The following is a 15,077-nucleotide window of genomic DNA, read 5'->3' as shown; positions in this document are numbered from 1 at the left end:
CCGTCTGGGTCACGATGGGCGGGTGTCTGACACCAGCCGTGAGATCGTCACGCCCCGCGGGCCGGCCCTGGTCGACCTGACCCCCGCGTCCGGCCGCGCCCGGAGCCTGCTCGTCCTCGGGCACGGCGCCGGTGGTGGGGTGGGCGCCCCCGACCTGGTCGCGCTCCGGGACGCCGCACGCGCCGCCGGCGTGACCGTGGCGCTGGTCACCCAGCCCTACCGGGTCGCCGGACGGCGCGCCCCGGCGCCCGCGCCGCAGCTCGACGAGGCGTGGACGGCGGTCGTGCGCGAGTTGCTCGCCGACCGGCCGAAGGCGCGGCTGGTGGTGGGTGGGCGCTCCAGCGGAGCCCGGGTCGCCTGCCGCACCGCCGCCGCCCTCGGCGCCGTGGCGATCGTCTGCCTCGCGTTCCCGCTGCACCCGCCGGGCCGGCCGGAGCGCTCCCGGCAGGACGAGCTGCCGGCCGGGATGCCCACGCTGGTGCTCAACGGAGACCGCGATCCGTTCGGCATCCCGGCCGGCGGCCCGGACACCCTGGTCGAGGTACGTCCGGGTGAGGGGCATGACCTGCGGCGCGACCCCAAGGGCACGGCGGGCCTAGCGGTCGACTGGCTCCGCGGGCGAGGTCTCGCGCGGTAGGAGGCCTGACCTGCGGTGCGGGGAATGGACCCCAAGGGGTACGTGTTCTAGACCCCGGAAGCACAAACTGCGGAAGGGGCAGAATCGGTGCAAACCAGTACGCGACCCTCTGATCGGGTGAACCCCGAGGTCGAGCGCGTGCGTCAGCTCCTGGACGGGCCTGACTGGCTCGCGGCAAACCCGGCGACAGGTGAGCCTTCCTCCGGCGCCGACCAGGCGTTCCGCGTATCCTCGGCGGGACAGTCGAGGGGGGACGTTCGGTTGACCCGACCGGAGAGGACCGACGAGCGGCGGGCGCGCTTCGAGCGCGACGCACTGCCGTTCGTCGACCAGTTGTACGCCGCGGGCCTGCGCATGACGCGCAACCCCGCCGATGCCGAAGACCTGGTGCAGGAGACCTTCCTCAAGGCGTTCGCGGCCTTCCACCAGTTCGAAGAGGGCACCAACCTCAAGGCCTGGCTGTACCGGATTCTCACCAACACGTACATCAACTCGTACCGGCGGCGGCAGCGCCAGCCGATCCAGGCACCGACTGAGGAGATCACCGACTGGCAGCTCGCCGAGGCGGAGTCCCACACGTCGAGCGGTCTGAAGTCGGCGGAGACCGAGGCGCTCGAGCGCCTGCCGGACAGTGACGTCAAGGACGCTCTGCAGCAGCTGCCGGAGGAGTTCCGGCTCGCGGTCTACCTCGCCGACGTCGAGGGCTTCTCCTACAAGGAGATCGCCGACATCATGGGCACTCCCATCGGCACCGTGATGTCCCGGCTGCACCGTGGCCGGCGTAACCTGCGCAAGCTGCTCGAGCGCTACGCTGCCGAGCGGGGCTTCAACCGGAGCCCTTCGCCCGACACCGCAGCAGCTGGCCAGGAGGTGTGACAGACCGTGAGTTGCGGTGAACCACACGAAACCGACTGTCGTGACGTGCTCGCCGAGGTTTACCTCTACCTCGACCTGGAGTGCTCCGACGAGCGGCGCGACCTGATCCGCACCCACCTCGACGAGTGCTCGCCGTGCCTTCGGGAGTACGGGATCGAGCAGGAGGTAAAGGCGCTGGTCGCCCGCTGCTGCGGAGACGAGCGCGCCCCCACCGAGCTGCGCGAGCGGCTGCGGGTCCGGCTCAGTGAGCTTGTGTTCGAGGCCGACTCCCGGGAGTATCTGCCCGACTGATCGGATCCTCGCTCACTGGAGTCCTCCCGTGCTGACAGACCGGTTGCGCCGCCTGGTGCGACTGCCCGAGGTGGTGCTTGCCGGCCTGCTGGCCCTGTTCGTGGCCGCACGGATCCTCATCTGCGTACGGGGCGACGTCTTCACCTCGTTCGACACGTTCTCGTACGCGCACCGCGGCGACCCGGCCTTCGACCGGGGGCCGCTGGTCTCGCTGACCGGGCACGCCCCGCGCCTGTGGGGCGTGCCGATTTTTTACGCGATCTTCCCGGGTGACCAGGCCCGCGCGGTGGCCCAGTGGGCGGTGAGCACGCTGGCGTGGGCGCTGCTGGCCTGGGCGCTCTGGAGCTGCTTGCGCACGCTGGTGGCCCGCGTGCTGGCGGCGGCCGGCGTACTCGCGATCGCGTTGCTGCCCCCGGTGGCCAACTGGGACTTCGCGATCCTCTCCGAGTCGCTCTCCATCTCGCTGGGCGTGCTCACACTGGCGCTGTTGCTGCTCTGGACCCGTACCCGATGGGTCTGGTCTTTGGCGGGGGCGACCGCGGCGGCGGTCTGGTGGACGTTCACCCGGACCGACGTCCGGGTCTTCGTGGTCTTCCTGATCCTCGCGCTGGCGGTGGTCGCGTGGCGGCGACCGGCGCGGCGCCGGCCCGCGCTGGTCGCGGCCGGCGTGCTGGTGCTCGCGACCGCCTGGTGCACCGCGATCACGCCGGTCGTCGACCGCACCTACACCGGCTGGAGCGCCACGCCCGAGGTGCGGCACGAGGAGGGGCTGATGCTCTTCCGGCTGCGGCTGCACGTGCTGCCCGACCCCGAGGTGAAGGCGATCTTCCAGCGCGAGTTCGGCATGCCGGCCTGCCCGGGCATGGAGGAGATCGCCGCCGGGCCGGCGTGGGAGACCGCCAAGTTCGCCGCGGCGTACGAGCAGTGCCCGGAGTTCAAGGCCTGGGGCGAGCGCAACGCGGCCGACGTGTGGCAGCGGTACGCGCGGGCCGAGCCGGGCGTGTTCGCGCGGCAGATGCGCGAGGTGGTGCGCCTCTCGGTGGCCGGCTCCGACTACGCCAAGACCGAGCGGGTGCTGCCGATGTCGGTGGAGAAGCTGGTCTTCCCGCCGCGAAGCTGGGTGCTCAAGGTGCTCGGCGCCGCACTGCTGGTCGCGGCCGCGGCGCTCGTCTTCGCGGCCCGGCGGCGGCCCGACCTCGCGCTCGCCGGCGCGGTCGTCGCGGTCAGCTCGGGAGTGAGCCTGCTGGCCGGCATCTGGTTCGGCGCGGGAGAGTACTGGCGGTTTGGCATCCAGGAGGCGATCGGTCTGCGCCTGGCGGTGCTGATCGCGGTGGTGGCCGCCGTCGACTCGCTGCTCGTATCGCGCCGACGAGATCAGGGCGCCCCCGAAGCCGTCACGGCCTCGGCGACGCCCTGAGCAGGCCCGTCAGGAGTTGGGGCGCTTGCCGTGGTTGGCCGCGCTCTTCTTGCGTGCCTTCTTCTTACGAGACTTCTTAGCCATGCGGGCCTCCCAGAGGTCTACGGAACCCACAGATCCTAGCCCGGCATGATTTGATACCGACGCACCTACACTCCGCTCACGAGGGAGGCCGACGATGGCCGAGGAGATCCGCGCCGAGATGGTGGCGAACGTCTGGAAAGTCGTCGCCTCCACCGGTGACCCGGTCGCCGAAGGCGACACCCTGGTCATCCTGGAGTCGATGAAGATGGAGATCCCGGTGATCGCGGAGAGCGACGGCACGGTGCGGCAGCTCGCGGTGAACGAAGGCGACGTCGTCCAAGAGGGCGACCTGATCGCGGTGATCGAATGAGCGTGCGGGTCCGCCCGGCGCAGGCGTCGGACCACCCGGCGATCTCGCGGATCAGCGTCGCGGCGTACGAAGCGGACGGGCAGCTCAAGGGCGAAAACCAGTACGCGACGACCCTCGCCGACGTAGCCTCACGGGCGGCCGCCGGCGAGGTGTACGTGGCGGTGGACGCCGACGACCAGGTGCTCGGCGCGGTGACCTTCGTGCTGCCCGGCTCCCCCTACGCGGAGCTGTCCGGCCCGGGCGAGGCGGAGTTTCGGATGCTCGCCGTCGACCCGGTCGCGCAGGGCCGGGGCGTGGGCGAGGCGCTGGCCCAAGCCTGTGTGCGCCGGGCCCGCGAGCTCGGCTGCGCCGCCGTCGTCATCTGCACGCGCGACTTCGCCGCCTCGGCCAAGCGCCTCTACGCCCGGCTCGGCTTCGTGCGCGAGCCCGACCTCGACTGGTCCCCGATGCCTGGCGTGCAGCTGCTGGGCCTGCGACTCGCCCTCTGAGGAGCCCCGGTCCGCGTCGTGGTGGGGCGCGGTCGATCGGAGATCGTGGTACCTGGGTGCCCCGCACGGGGCACTGAAATACCACGATCACCGTGTGCGGATCAGTTAGGCCTTGACCGCTACCGCGTCTTCGGTGATTTTGTCGAGCAGCTCGTAGGCGATCTTGAGGCCGATCTCGCGGCGCTGCTCGCTGGTGACGTTGGGGTCGCGGATCGCGAACCAGGTGCTGTGCACCGAAAAGAGCGACAGCGCGGCGCGCACCTGGGCCTCGTGTGAGGTCTCCGGGCGGGCCAGCAGGTCGGCCAGCCGGATCATGCGTGCGCGCATCTCCTTGCCGGCCGAGAGGCTTTTCAGCGCGGTCTGGTTTTGCTCGAAGAAGCGCATGACCGAGAAGCGGTTGTTGCCGAAGAGGTCGTCCGCGTACCGGGCGAGCAGCGTGCGGCGGGACTCGGCGGTCGGCGGCTGGCTCTCGCCCCACTCGACCAGCCGATCCATGATGTCGATGCGGTCCTGGACGAAGCTGTTGACGATCTCGTCCTTGCTCTTGAAGTGGTAATAGAGCGCCGCCTTGGTGACACCGAGCCGCTCGGCGATCTCGCGCAGCGAGGTCTTTTCGTACCCCTCCTCGGTGAACAGCTCCAGCGCCACGGCCTGGATGCGCGACCGTGTATCGCCTGTGCTCTCGCTCACCTTCATCACCTGACCCAGCAACTTACTTGACGACCGGTTAGTTGGCAGCTTACCGTACGGCAAGTAAGGAATCTACCAGGGGGGCGTGACATGACCGTCACAGATCAGCCTTCGACCGCTCAGCCCAAGATCCGGGTCGTGCTGGTCGGTCTGATGATCGCGATGATGCTCGCGATGCTCGACAACATGATCGTCAGCACGTCGCTGCCGATCATCGTGCGCGAGTTCGACGGGCTCGACCACTTCACCTGGGTGGTGACGGCGTACGTGCTGGGCACCACGGTCTCGACCCCGATCTGGGGCAAGCTCGGCGACCTGTACGGGCGGAAGACCGTCTTCCTCACCGCGATCGTGGTCTTCCTGGTCGGCTCCGCCCTTTCCGGCATGGCCGGCTCCAGCATGTTGGGCGGGCCGCAGGACGGCATGTTTCAGCTGATCGGCTTCCGGGCCGTGCAGGGCCTCGGCGCGGGCGGCCTGATCGTCGGCGTGATGGCGATCATCGGTGACCTGGTGCCGCCCCGCGAGCGCGGTCGCTACCAGGGCATGATGGCCGGCGTCATGGCGATCGCGATGGTGGCCGGCCCACTGCTGGGCGGCTTCATCGCGGACAACCTCTCGTGGCGCTGGGCGTTCTACATCAACCTGCCGCTGGGTGGCGTCGCGCTGCTGGTGCTGATCACCCAGATGCACCTGCCGAAGTACCGTACCGAGCACAAGATCGACTGGCTGGGCGCCGGCCTGCTCTCCGTGGGTATCACCGCGCTGGTGCTGATCACCACGTGGGGCGGCAACGAGTACGACTGGGCCTCGCCGCAGATCTTCGGACTGGTCGGCCTCGGCGCCGTGGCGCTGGCGCTCTTCGGCTTCGTCGAGCGGCGCGCGGCCGAGCCGATCCTGCCGCTGGGCCTGTTCAAGAACCGCAACTTCGCGCTCATCTCGGCGGTCGGCTTCCTGCTCGGCTTCGCGATGTTCGGCGCGATGAACTTCCTGCCGATCTTCCAGCAGTACGTGCAGGGCGCCTCGGCCACCGGCAGCGGGCTGCTCCTGCTCCCGCTGATGTTCGGCATGCTGATCGTCTCGATCCTGAGCGGTCGCGCGATCACCCGCACCGGCCGCTACCGCGCCTTCCCGATCGTCGGCGGCGTGCTCATGACCGTCGGCATGCTGCTGCTGACGATGCTGGACGCGCACACGAGCCGGGTCGAGCTCGGGGCGTACCTGGTGGTGCTCGGCGCCGGCATGGGCTTCCTGATGCAGACGTCGATGCTCATCGCGCAAAACAGCGTCGAGCAGCGCGACCTGGGTGCCGCGAGCGGCGCGGCGACGTTCTTCCGCTCCATCGGTGGCTCGTTCGGCGTGTCGCTGTTCGGCGCGGTCTTCGCCACCCGCTTCCAGAACGAGCTCACCGACAAGCTTGGCGCCCAGGCGGCCGAGCAGTTCAGCAACGGTGGCGGCGGCGCCGGCACCTTCGACCCGGCGGTGCTGGCCGGCCTCCCGGCGGCCGCCCGCAACGGATTGCTGACCAGCCTGGCCGACTCGATCGCCGGCGTCTTCTGGTGGGCGGTGGCGTTCGCGGTGCTGGTGCCGGTGCTGGCCTGGTTCGTCAAGGAGATCCCGCTGCGCGGCTCCAACGACACACCCCGGGCCGCGACGCCCGAGGAGCAGGCCGAGCGCGCCCTGGCCGACGCGCCCGCGGTGCCGTAGCGACAACTCATCCGATGAAGGGCGCCCCGCACGAGGGGCGCCCTTCGCTGTCGGGTCCGCGGGTCAAGCCCGCACAGAGGGGAACCAGTTACCGGGAACGGCTGTGCCGTGCGCGATGCGTTGTGTTTGACCTTGCTAGCGTGCAAGAATGAGCATGTAGCGAGCAGTTTTGCGCACGCGGGAGCAAGCCAGGAGGTCATCGTGGGGACGCCGGGAGCGGGCATGGCCGCTGACATCGCGGAGCAGCCCGAGGTCTACGCACGCCTGCTGGAGCCGGCCCACGTCGAGGCAATCGCCCGCGCCGCCGCCGTCATCGCCGAGCGGCGGCCGCGCCATGTCGTGCTCACCGCGCGCGGCACGTCCGACCACGCGGCGCTCTACGGGGCGTACCTCGCGGAGATCCGTCTCGGGCTCCCCGCCGGGCTGGCCTCGCCGAGCGCGGTGACCGTCTACGGCGCCCGCCCCGACCTCTCGCACGCGCTGGTCGTCGGGGTCAGCCAGAGCGGCGGTTCGCCCGACCTCACCGAGGTGGTCCGGGTGGCGCGCGAGTCCGGCGCGCTCACGCTCGCGATCACCAACAACCCCGACTCGCCGCTCGCCGCGGCCGCCGAGCTCTCGATCGACGTGGTGGCGGGACACGAGCGGGCGGTGGCGGCGACAAAGACGTACACGGCTGAGCTTTTGGCCCTGCTCCTGCTCGTCGAGAGCGTGCGCGCGGGCGGCGGCCGGCCACCCGCGGAGCTCGCGGCCCTGCCCGACCTCGCGGCGCGGGTGCTGGCCGACCCCGCGCCGGAGACCGCCGCGGGCCGCTACCGGTTCGCCGCGCGCCTGGTCACGACCGGCCGGGGGTACGCGTACGCGACCGCCCGCGAGGCCGCCCTCAAGCTGATGGAGACGTCCTACCTGCCGGCGCTCGCCTTCTCCGGCGCCGACCTGCTCCACGGGCCGCTCGCGATGACCGACCCGGACGTGCCGGTGCTGGCGGTGGTGGGTTCCGGGCCGGGCGGGGCGGCGATGGCCGACGTGCTGGCCCGGCTGCGCGAGCGCAAGGCGGACGTGCTCACCGTCGGCGCCCGGGGCGAGCTTGCCGTGCCCGACGTCGACGAGCGCCTGGCCCCGCTGCTCGACATCCTGCCCCTCCAGCGGCTGGCGCTGGCGCTCGCGCTGGCCCGGGGCGAAGACCCCGACGCACCGCGAGGTCTCAAGAAGGTGACGTCCACGCTCTAGGGCGCATCCGGCGGGCCCTACAAGACCCGCCGGACAGGCCCTAGAGTTGCGCTGTGCCCACGCTGCGCGACCTGGTCGAAGAGCACACCTCGCTGGGCTCGGACGACATCGACCACCTGCACCGGCTCGCCGGTGAGTGGCAGCTGCTCGCCGACCTCTCCTTCGCCGACCTGCTGCTCTGGGTGCCGGTCAACGGCCACGAGGCGTTCCTCTGCGTGGCGCAGGTGCGGCCCACGACCGCACCCACCGCCTACCAGGACGACCAGGTCGGCCGCACGGTCGGCGGGCCCGAGGTGGCGCACCTGACCATCGCGTACCGGCAGGGGCGGATCTGGCGCGAAGGCGACCCGGTCTGGTACGGGGACACTCCCGCCCGCCACGAGGCGATCCCGGTGCGGCTGCGCGACGCCGACGGGGAGCCGGGCGAGGTGATCGGGGTCGTGGGGCGCGACACCAACCTCTCGACCGCGCGTACGCCGAGCCAGCTCGAGCTCAACTACCTCACCACCGCCGACGACCTGGCGCAGATGATGGCCGACGGCACGTTTCCGCCGATCAGCCACCGCATCGAGACGACTTCCGCGCCCCGGGTCGGTGACGGGCTGATCCGGCTGGACGCGAGCGGCAAGGTGACGTACGCGAGCCCCAACGCCCAGTCCGCCTTCCGCCGGCTCGGCTTCGCCTCGCACCTCGTCGGCGAAGACCTGGCCGCGCTCTCCGCCCGCCTCGCCGACGACCCGCTGGAGGGGACCGATGCCTCGGCCCGGGTGCTGGCCGCGCTCGGCGGCGAGGCGCCCTCGCGCAAGGAGATCGAGGCGCGGGGGGCCACCGTGCTCACCCGCGCGCTCCCGCTCATGCCGGCCGGCGTGCCGATCGGGGCGCTGGTGCTGGTGCGCGACGTGACCGAGGTGCGCCGCCGCGACCGCGCGCTGGTCACCAAGGACGCCACGATCCGCGAGATCCACCACCGCGTGAAGAACAACCTCCAGACTGTCGCCGCCCTCCTGCGCCTCCAGGCCCGCCGGGTCGAGACGCCGTCGGCGAAGGCCGCACTGGAGGAGTCGGTGCGCCGGGTCGCCTCGATCGCGCTCGTGCACGAGACGCTGTCGATGTCGAGCGACGAAGCGGTGGAGTTCGACGGCATCGTCGACCGGGTGGCGGCGGCCGCCGCCGAGGTGGGTACGACCGCGTCCAAGGTGGCGATGCGGCGCAAGGGCACGTTCGGGGTGCTGCCCGCCGAGATGGCCACCTCGCTGGTGATGGTCCTCAACGAGCTGCTGATCAACGCGGTCGAGCACGGCTTCCCGGAGATCGACGGGGTGGGCGCGGTGGGCGAGGTGGTGGTCTCCGCCCATCGCCACCGCAAGGAGCTGCACGTCACCGTCGTCGACAACGGCACCGGGCTCCCGGAGACGTTCGACGCGGAGCGCGGCGGGCGGCTGGGCCTGCAGATCGTGCGCGCGCTGGTCACCGGCGAGCTGAGCGGCACGATCGAGCTGCGCGCCCGGCCCGAGGGCGGCACCGAGGCCGTGCTGGCCATGCCGCTGACGAAGCGCTAGCGCCGCGGCCAAGTGATGGTAAGGATAGCTCTTATTCTCACTTAGGGCGTTAAGTGAGAATACGGTAGTGGTGTGACATCACGTCAGGGCGGGGTGACCGGCACCGGCTGGCCGGCGCTGAAGTACGAGACACTGCCGTGGGACCGGCAGTATCCGCCTGGTGCCTTTTCGCGCACTCAGCTTCAGCGTCATCGAGGCGCGTACCAGGCGGCGATCGCGCCGGAGATCGGCAAAGCGGAGCCGCGGCTGCCCGGCGACGTGCTGGCCATCGCCGACGACGCGGCGAACGAGCTCGCCCGGTTCGACGCCGAGATGGGCGGCGAGATCGCCCCGTTCGGCTCGATACTGTTGCGTTCGGAGTCGGCCGCCAGCTCCCAGATAGAAAACAAGGGACTGACCCGTCAGGTCACGATACCGATCTCAGCGGGTCTGCTGACCGACACGCAGTCCTAACTTCGACGCGCTCGGTGCGTACCGCGCCGGGGATCCAGCGGTGATCGTCTAGGAGATGTCCAACGCCTCGTTCCTGGCCATCGCCAACGGGCGCCGGCTCGTCATCGAGCTCCGGGAGATCCGCAACGGCTGGCGCGGGCGTGTCTCCGCCCGGCGTGACTCACGGGTCTGGCAGGTGGTCGACCTGCTCATGCGCCACCCGGTCGTCAACGCCGGCCTCCTGGCTGGCGAGCTTGGCGTCGCCGACCGCAACGTCTACCGCTACATCGAGCCGCTGGAGCGGGCCGGTGTCCTGACCGAGTTCACCGACCGGCGGCGACACCGGGCATGGCGGTCGCCGGAGATCCTCACCGCCCTGGACGGCTTCGCGGCTCGGGCGGGCCGGAGGGGTGCGGCCGGGTGATCATCTATTAACGAGGTGTTACAGACCACACTCCCGGCATCTGGGCCGCTGGTTGGCGGGCCGGAGTCGCTGTGAGAGGCTAGCCCTCGTGACCGTTGCCGAGCGCCGTGCCGTGTCGCTGGGATTGACCTCCCGGCGCCACGTTGACTACGGCCGCGTGCGCAGCGCCATCTGTCGGGCCCACTGACGTCGCCCGATCTGATCTGTTCCCGGGCGCGTGGAGAGCGCCGGCCTCAAGATCACTGCCGTAGCTTCGCGCGTCCATCCTGACCAAGCACACGGAGGACGCCCAGGATGGCGGTCACAAGCTCGGAAGGCCGGCCGGCCGCACGCCCGCGCAAGGCGCGCGGCGAAGGGCAGTGGGCGCTGGGTCACCGCGAGCCGCTCAACCCCAACGAGCGCACCAAGAAGGACGACAACCCGCTCAACGTGCGCGCCCGGATCGAAAACATCTACGCGCACCGCGGCTTCGACTCGATCGACCCGCAGGACCTGCGCGGGCGCTTTCGCTGGTGGGGGCTCTACACCCAGCGCAAGCCCGGGATCGACGGCGGCCGCACCGCGATCCTCGAGCCGCACGAGCTCGACGACGAGTTCTTCATGCTGCGCGTCCGCGTCGACGGCGGCCAGCTCGACCTCGACCAGCTGCGCACGATCGCCGGCATCTCGCGGGAGTTCGCGCGGGACACGGCCGACATCACCGACCGGCAAAACATCCAGCTCCACTGGATCCGCGTCGAAGACATGCCGGAGATCTGGCGGCGGCTGGAGTCGGTGGGCCTGCAGACCACCGAGGCGTGCGGCGACTGCCCGCGGGTGGTGCTCGGCAGCCCGGTAGCCGGCATCTCGGCCGACGAAAAGGTCGACGCCACGCCCGCGATCGACGCGATCGTGGAGCGCTACGTAGGCGACCCGAAGCTCTCCAACCTGCCGCGCAAGTTCAAGTCGTCGATCTCGTGGCTGGCCGACATGCCGTACGAGGTGAACGACATCTCCTTCCTCGGCGTCGAGCACCCGGAGTACGGTCCGGGCTTCGACCTCTGGGTCGGCGGCGGCCTCTCGACCAACCCGATGCTCGCCCAGCGCCTCGGCGTGTGGGTGCCGCTCGGCGAGGTGCCCGACGTGTGGGCCGGCGTGGTCGGCATCTTCCGCGACTACGGGTACCGGCGGCTGCGCCACCGCGCGCGGCTCAAGTTCCTGGTCGCCGACTGGGGCGTGGAGCGGTTCCGCGAGGTGCTGGAGAAGGAGTACCTGGGTCGTACCCTGCTGGACGGGCCGGCGCCCCAGCTCCCGAGCAAGCCCATCGACCACATCGGCGTGCACCAGCAGGCGGACGGGCGGTTCTACGTCGGCGCCGCACCGGTGGTGGGGCGCACGTCCGGCACCCAGCTCGCCCAGCTCGCCGACACGGCCGAGGCCCACGGCAGTGGGCGGGTACGGCTGACGCCGTACCAGAAGCTGCTGGTCCTCGACGTGGCGCAAGGTCGCGTCGACTCGCTGGTGGCCGCGCTGCGTGGCGTGGGTCTGGAAGCCCAGCCGTCGACTTGGCGGCGCGGCACGATGGCCTGCACCGGCATCGAGTTCTGCAAGCTGGCGATCGTCGAGACCAAGCGGCGCGGCGAGGAGCTCGTCGCCCGACTGGAGGAGCGCCTCGGCGACATGGACGCCGACATCTCCATCCACATCAATGGCTGCCCCAACGCCTGCGCCCGCACCCAGACCGCCGACATCGGCCTCAAGGGCCAGATCGTGATGGGTCCGGACGGGCAGCAGGTCGAGGGCTTCCAGGTCCACCTCGGCGGTGGCCTCGGCATGGCCGAGGGCCAGAAAGCCGGGTTCGGGCGCAAGCTCCGCGGGCTCAAGACCACCGCGGACGAGCTTCCCGAGTACGTCGAGCGCCTGGCCCGCCGCTACCTGGACGGCCGCACCGAGGGCGAGGCGTTCGCCAGCTGGGTCATGAGGGTTGAGGAGGATGCACTCCGATGAGCGAGCGGAGCGAGCGAATCATCGGGTTCAGCGCGTTTGGAGCCTCATGGCCGCCCGCAGCGAAGCGAGGACGGCCGTGAGCGAGCGCAGCGAGCGAATCAATGGGTTCAGCGCGTTTGGAGCCTCATGGCCGCCCGCAGCGAAGCGAGGACGGCCGTGAGCGATCAGCGCGCCGCACCTCTGTACTGCCCCTATTGCGGAGAAGAAGACCTGCGCCCGTCCGAGGAGGGGCACGGGACCTGGGAGTGCCGTGGCTGCGCCCGCGCGTTCTCCGTCAAGTTCGTCGGATTGGTCCGAAAGGCGGTGTCCCGGTGAGCGAGCGAGTTGGCGCGGCGGCGTCTGGACTGAGCTGCGCCGCCGACGAAGTCGGGGTTTCGGCGTGGCGAGGGAAGACGGCGCCTTGGGCGCCGCATGAGCGAGCGAACTGGGAGGCGCCGTGAGCGTCGTGAACGCCGCCGGTCTGGGGCTCCTCGGGCCGGCCCGTGATCGCACGGCGGAGCTGCGGTCCCTCGCGGAGGAGGCCGCCGTCGCCCTCGAAGGCGCGCCGGCCGAGGAGATCGCCCGGTGGGCCGCCGAGACGTTCGGCGACCGGTTCTGCGTGACGAGCTCGATGGCCGACGCGGTGCTGGCACACGTGGTGTCCCGGGTGGCGCCCGGGGTCGACGTGATCTTCCTCGACACCGGCCTGCACTTCCCCGAGACGCTCAAGGTGCGCGACACCGTGGCCGCCACGCTGCCGGTCAACGTGCGCTCGATCCGCCCGCGGCTGACCGTCGGCCAGCAGGACGGGGAGTACGGGCCGAGGCTGTTCAACAAGAGCCCCGACGACTGCTGCTTCCTGCGCAAGGTGGAGCCGCTGGAGCGGGCGCTCGCCGACTACGACGCGTGGGCCGCCGGGCTGCGCCGCGACGAGTCGCCGACCCGGGCCAACACGCCGGTGGTGACGTTCGACGCCAAGCGCGGCAAGGTCAAGGTCAACCCGATCGCGGCGTGGAGCCAGGCCGACGTCGACGCGTACATCTCGCGGTGGAACGTGCCGGTCAACGAGCTCTTCAAAAAGGGGTACACGTCGATCGGCTGCTGGCCGTGCACGCGGCGGACCAAGGCCGGCGAGGATCCGCGGGCCGGCCGGTGGGCGATGTTCGACAAGACCGAGTGCGGCCTGCACACGTGACCCCGGTCCTCCTCGTCGTGCACGGCAGCCGCGATCCGCGGGCGGCGCGGGCGACCCGTGCCCTCGTCCGCGCGGTCGCGGCCGCCCGGCCCGGGGTGGACGTGCGAGCGTCGTACCTGGACCACACGCTGCCCCGCCCCGGGCAGGTGCTGAGCGCGCTGGAGGCGGCCGGCCACGAGCGGGTGACGCTGGTGCCGCTGCTGCTCACGGCCGCGTACCACGGTCGGGTGGACGTGCCCGACGCGGTGCGCGCCGCCCGCGCCGCCGGCCTGCGCGTCCCGGTCGCGGTGGCGGACGTGCTGGGCCCGCCCGGCGCCGGCCCGGTCGACGACCTGTTGCTCGCCGGCCTGCGCCGCCGGCTGGCCGCCGCCGGCTCCGGTTTCGACGCCGTGGTACTGGCCGCGGCGGGCACGCGCGACGCCGGTGCCCGGCAGACCGTGGAACGGGCCGCCGACGCGCTCGGTGCGTCGCTGGGCCTGCCGGCCCGCGTGGCGTACGCCTCGGCGTCCGCACCCACCGGCGCCGAGGCCGTGGCCGAGCTACGTGCGGCCGGGGCCGAGCGGATCGGCGTCGCCGCCTACTTCCTGGCGCCCGGCCTGCTCTACGACACCGTGATCCGCTCCGCCCTCGACGCGGGCGCAGTGGCGGCGGCCCAGCCGCTGGAGGGCGCCGCCGAACTGGCCCGGTTGGTGCTGGCCCGTGCCGACGCCGCCACCCTGCCGGCCATCACCGCGACGGCTGCTTGAGGCTCGGCCGACCCCTCCGTCCGTGATCGAAGCTCCCTTCAAGTCCCTCTAAGAGGGCATCTGATCTCAATACGGGATAATTTGGTATAGGCGCGACGATGTATTCGAAAACAACATCCCACACGTAGTCCATCTGGTCTGGTACAGCACGTGGGTGACCGCTTCCCGACGCCCGTACCGAACCGACCTGTCCGACGCGCGCTGGGCGTTGATCGAGCCGATCCTGACGCGGTGGCGGGCGGACCGGGTCGGGTTGGGGATAGCGCCGATACAACATGACCTACGCGAGATCGTGAACGCGGTCCTGTACATCAACCGGACCGGGATTCCATGGGAGTACCTGCCGCACGACTTCCCTCCACATAAGACGGTTTACCACTACTATGCGTTGTGGGAAAAGGACGGCACGACTGAAGCGATCCACGAGGCGCTGCGCCGCAGGGTGCGGCGGGCCGCCGGGCGGGCCGAGGAGCCCAGCGCGGCGATCATCGACGCGCAGACGGTCAAGACCTCCAACAATGTTCCAGAGTCATCGCAAGGAATCGACGCCGGCAAGCGGATCAAGGGCCGGAAACGGCACATCGCCACAGACGTGCTCGGCCTGCTGCTGGTCGTGTTGGTCACTGCGGCGAGTGTGCACGACACGGCCGGCGGCCGATACGTGGTCGACGAGCTCGCCGCCCACCGACCAGATGTGGTCAGGGTGTGGGTGGATGCCGGCTACAAGCAGAGCGTCATCGACCAGGGCGCGGCACACGGCATCGATGTCGTGGTGGTGACCAAGGATCCCGACCAGCGCGGGTTCAAACCGCAACCCAAGCGGTGGGCGATCGAGCGGACCTTGGGCTGGCTGATGCTTCATCGCCGGCTGGTCCGGGACTACGAGGCCGACCCGGCCCGATCCCGGACGATGATTCTCTGGGCAATGATCGACAACATGTCCCGGCGGTTAACCGGAGAATCAACATCGACGTGGCGCACCACCCCAACAAATACGGACATTATCTGTCAGTTATAGATCAGATGCCCTCT

The 15,077-nt window shown here is 70.7% G+C and carries 17 protein-coding genes; 15 read left to right on the top strand and 2 right to left on the bottom strand.

Annotated features, from left to right (window positions below; translation table 11 throughout):
* The first annotated feature begins 22 nt into the window (after positions 1–22).
* The 4 genes from RB614_RS31015 to RB614_RS31000 all read left to right on the top strand — a co-directional run bounded on the left by RB614_RS31015 (position 23) and on the right by RB614_RS31000 (position 3,221).
* Complete coding sequence (locus tag RB614_RS31015; RefSeq protein WP_308716230.1) at positions 23–637, top strand: alpha/beta hydrolase family protein; 615 nt, start codon at positions 23–25, stop codon at positions 635–637.
* A 117-nt stretch (positions 638–754) separates the two neighbouring features.
* Entirely contained in the window at positions 755–1,513 is a 759-nt protein-coding gene (locus RB614_RS31010; RefSeq protein ID WP_346434208.1) for a sigma-70 family RNA polymerase sigma factor, read from the top strand.
* Between the two features lie 6 nt (positions 1,514–1,519).
* Complete coding sequence (gene rsrA, locus RB614_RS31005; protein WP_173056428.1) at positions 1,520–1,804, top strand: mycothiol system anti-sigma-R factor; 285 nt, start codon at positions 1,520–1,522, stop codon at positions 1,802–1,804.
* Between the two features lie 28 nt (positions 1,805–1,832).
* Complete coding sequence (locus RB614_RS31000; RefSeq protein ID WP_308716228.1) at positions 1,833–3,221, top strand: hypothetical protein; 1,389 nt, start codon at positions 1,833–1,835, stop codon at positions 3,219–3,221.
* Positions 3,222–3,230: 9 nt separating this feature from the next.
* Here RB614_RS31000 and RB614_RS44395 read toward each other — a convergent pair whose 3' ends face one another.
* The gene (locus tag RB614_RS44395) at positions 3,231–3,305 is read right to left on the bottom strand and encodes a 50S ribosomal protein bL37 (RefSeq protein ID WP_369814844.1); all 75 of its coding nucleotides are present in this window, start codon (positions 3,303–3,305) and stop codon (positions 3,231–3,233) included.
* Positions 3,306–3,399: 94 nt separating this feature from the next.
* On the opposite strand from RB614_RS44395, the gene RB614_RS30995 reads away from it, so the two are divergent.
* Positions 3,400–3,615, top strand: coding sequence for a biotin/lipoyl-binding carrier protein (locus tag RB614_RS30995; RefSeq protein WP_308716227.1), 216 nt, complete (start codon positions 3,400–3,402; stop codon positions 3,613–3,615).
* Positions 3,612–4,103 (top strand): GNAT family N-acetyltransferase, encoded by a 492-nt coding sequence (locus tag RB614_RS30990; RefSeq protein ID WP_308716226.1) that lies wholly within the window; start codon positions 3,612–3,614, stop codon positions 4,101–4,103. The genes RB614_RS30995 and RB614_RS30990 overlap by 4 nt, the downstream gene beginning before the upstream one ends.
* Before the next feature lie 105 nt (positions 4,104–4,208).
* Here the strand turns inward: RB614_RS30990 and RB614_RS30985 are convergent, their stop codons facing one another.
* Positions 4,209–4,799 (bottom strand): TetR/AcrR family transcriptional regulator, encoded by a 591-nt coding sequence (locus RB614_RS30985; protein ID WP_308716225.1) that lies wholly within the window; start codon positions 4,797–4,799, stop codon positions 4,209–4,211.
* 84 nt (positions 4,800–4,883) lie between these two features.
* On the opposite strand from RB614_RS30985, the gene RB614_RS30980 reads away from it, so the two are divergent.
* The 9 genes from RB614_RS30980 to RB614_RS30940 all read left to right on the top strand — a co-directional run bounded on the left by RB614_RS30980 (position 4,884) and on the right by RB614_RS30940 (position 15,063).
* On the top strand, positions 4,884–6,497 hold the full coding sequence (locus RB614_RS30980; protein WP_308716224.1) for an MDR family MFS transporter: 1,614 nt from the start codon (positions 4,884–4,886) through the stop codon (positions 6,495–6,497).
* Positions 6,498–6,719: 222 nt separating this feature from the next.
* Positions 6,720–7,724, top strand: a complete 1,005-nt coding sequence (locus RB614_RS30975) for an SIS domain-containing protein (protein WP_308716223.1) — start codon at positions 6,720–6,722, stop codon at positions 7,722–7,724.
* A 53-nt stretch (positions 7,725–7,777) separates the two neighbouring features.
* On the top strand, positions 7,778–9,283 hold the full coding sequence (locus tag RB614_RS30970) for a histidine kinase N-terminal domain-containing protein (RefSeq protein ID WP_308716222.1): 1,506 nt from the start codon (positions 7,778–7,780) through the stop codon (positions 9,281–9,283).
* Positions 9,284–9,376: 93 nt separating this feature from the next.
* Positions 9,377–9,736 (top strand): hypothetical protein, encoded by a 360-nt coding sequence (locus tag RB614_RS30965; protein WP_308716221.1) that lies wholly within the window; start codon positions 9,377–9,379, stop codon positions 9,734–9,736.
* A gap of 55 nt (positions 9,737–9,791) precedes the next feature.
* The gene (locus RB614_RS30960; protein WP_308716220.1) at positions 9,792–10,139 is read left to right on the top strand and encodes a helix-turn-helix domain-containing protein; all 348 of its coding nucleotides are present in this window, start codon (positions 9,792–9,794) and stop codon (positions 10,137–10,139) included.
* Between the two features lie 294 nt (positions 10,140–10,433).
* Positions 10,434–12,125: a nitrite/sulfite reductase gene (locus RB614_RS30955; protein WP_308716219.1), complete on the top strand. Its 1,692-nt coding sequence runs from the start codon at positions 10,434–10,436 to the stop codon at positions 12,123–12,125.
* Between the two features lie 436 nt (positions 12,126–12,561).
* A complete protein-coding gene (locus RB614_RS30950; protein WP_308716218.1) occupies positions 12,562–13,299 on the top strand; it encodes a phosphoadenylyl-sulfate reductase in 738 nt (245 codons plus the stop codon).
* Positions 13,281–14,045: a sirohydrochlorin chelatase gene (locus RB614_RS30945; protein WP_428983146.1), complete on the top strand. Its 765-nt coding sequence runs from the start codon at positions 13,281–13,283 to the stop codon at positions 14,043–14,045. The genes RB614_RS30950 and RB614_RS30945 overlap by 19 nt, the downstream gene beginning before the upstream one ends.
* A 154-nt stretch (positions 14,046–14,199) precedes the next feature.
* Positions 14,200–15,063, top strand: a complete 864-nt coding sequence (locus RB614_RS30940) for an IS5 family transposase (RefSeq protein ID WP_308711415.1) — start codon at positions 14,200–14,202, stop codon at positions 15,061–15,063.
* Positions 15,064–15,077: the final 14 nt, after the last annotated feature.

Source organism: Phytohabitans maris (genome assembly GCF_031085175.1).
In the GTDB taxonomy this organism is placed as follows: domain Bacteria; phylum Actinomycetota; class Actinomycetes; order Mycobacteriales; family Micromonosporaceae; genus Phytohabitans; species Phytohabitans maris.
This window is presented reverse-complemented; position numbering and strand designations above follow the sequence as displayed.